The organism is Nocardioides daejeonensis, from assembly GCF_003194585.1.
GTDB classification, from domain to species: Bacteria; Actinomycetota; Actinomycetes; order Propionibacteriales; family Nocardioidaceae; genus Nocardioides; species Nocardioides daejeonensis.
The window spans coordinates 1-1,371 of record NZ_QHKZ01000017.1 but is presented as its reverse complement, the minus strand read 5'-3'; the positions used below and the strand labels follow the sequence as shown (position 1 = coordinate 1,371).

The following is a 1,371-nucleotide window of genomic DNA, read 5'->3' as shown; positions in this document are numbered from 1 at the left end:
GATCCCTCTTGAGGAGAACCATCGTGCAGCACATTCTCGACGCGATCACCGCCGAGGACGCCACGTCAGAGGACTTCGCGAACCTGGCCCTGCCCGAGTCCTACCGGGCCGTGACCGTCCACAAGGACGAAGTCGACATGTTCGAAGGCGTGCCCTCGAAGGAAAAAGACCCCCGCAAGTCCCTCCACCTCGACGAGGTCGCCCTGCCCGAACTCGGCCCCGGCGAAGCGTTCGTAGCCGTCATGGCCTCCGCCATCAACTACAACACGGTGTGGACCTCGATCTTCGAACCCGTCTCCACCTTCGGGTTCCTCGAACGCTACGGCCGCGAATCCGACCTCGGCAAACGACACGACCTGCCCTGCCACATCGTCGGCTCCGACCTCGCCGGCGTCGTCCTCGCCGTCGGCCCCGGCGTCACCAAATGGAAACCCGGCAACCGCGTCGTCGCCCACTGCCTCAGCGTCGAACTCGAAGCACCCGACGGCCACAACGACACCATGCTCGACCCCTCCCAACGCATCTGGGGCTTCGAAACCAACTTCGGCGGCCTCGCCGAGGTCGCCATGGTCAAAGCCAACCAACTCATGCCCAAACCCGAACACCTCACCTGGGAAGAAGCAGCCTCCCCCGGCCTGGTCAACTGCACCGCCTACCGCCAACTCGTCTCCGCCAACGGCGGCAACATGAAACAAGGCGACAACGTCCTCATCTGGGGCGCCTCCGGCGGCCTCGGCGGCTTCGCCACCCAATACGCCCTCAACGGCGGCGCCAACCCCATCTGCGTCGTCTCCAACGAAGAAAAAGCCCAGATCGTACGCAACATGGGCGCCGAAATGGTCATCAACCGCTCCGAACTCGCCCCCAAGTTCTGGAACGACGAAGGCACCCAACAGAACCCCAAAGAATGGCTCCGCTTCGGCAAAGCCATCCGCGAACTCACCGGCGGCGAAGACATCGACATCGTCTTCGAACACCCCGGCCGCGAAACCTTCGGCGCCTCAGTCTTCGTCACCCGCAAGGGCGGCACCATCACCACCTGCGCCTCCACCACCGGATTCATGCACGAATACGACAACCGCTACCTGTGGATGAACCTCAAAAAAATCATCTCCAGCCACTTCGCCAACTACCGCGAATCCTGGGAAGCCAACCGCCTCATCGCCCAAGGCAAAATCCACCCCACCCTCTCCCGCGTCTACACCCTCGACAACGTCGGCCAAGCCGCCCTCGACGTCCACCACAACCTCCACCAAGGCAAAGTCGGCGTCCTCGCCCTCGCCCCCCAAGAAGGACTCGGCATACGCAACCACGAACTCCGCGAGAAGCACCTCACCCAGATCAACCTCTTCCGCGGCATCTGAACCGCAG

The 1,371-nt window shown here is 63.2% G+C and carries 1 protein-coding gene; it reads left to right on the top strand.

The window, feature by feature from the left end; all coding sequences use genetic code 11:
* On the top strand, positions 1-1,364 hold a 1,364-nt coding region (gene ccrA / locus DNK54_RS20955; protein WP_239460217.1), incomplete at its 5' end, for a crotonyl-CoA carboxylase/reductase.
* Positions 1,365-1,371: the final 7 nt, after the last annotated feature.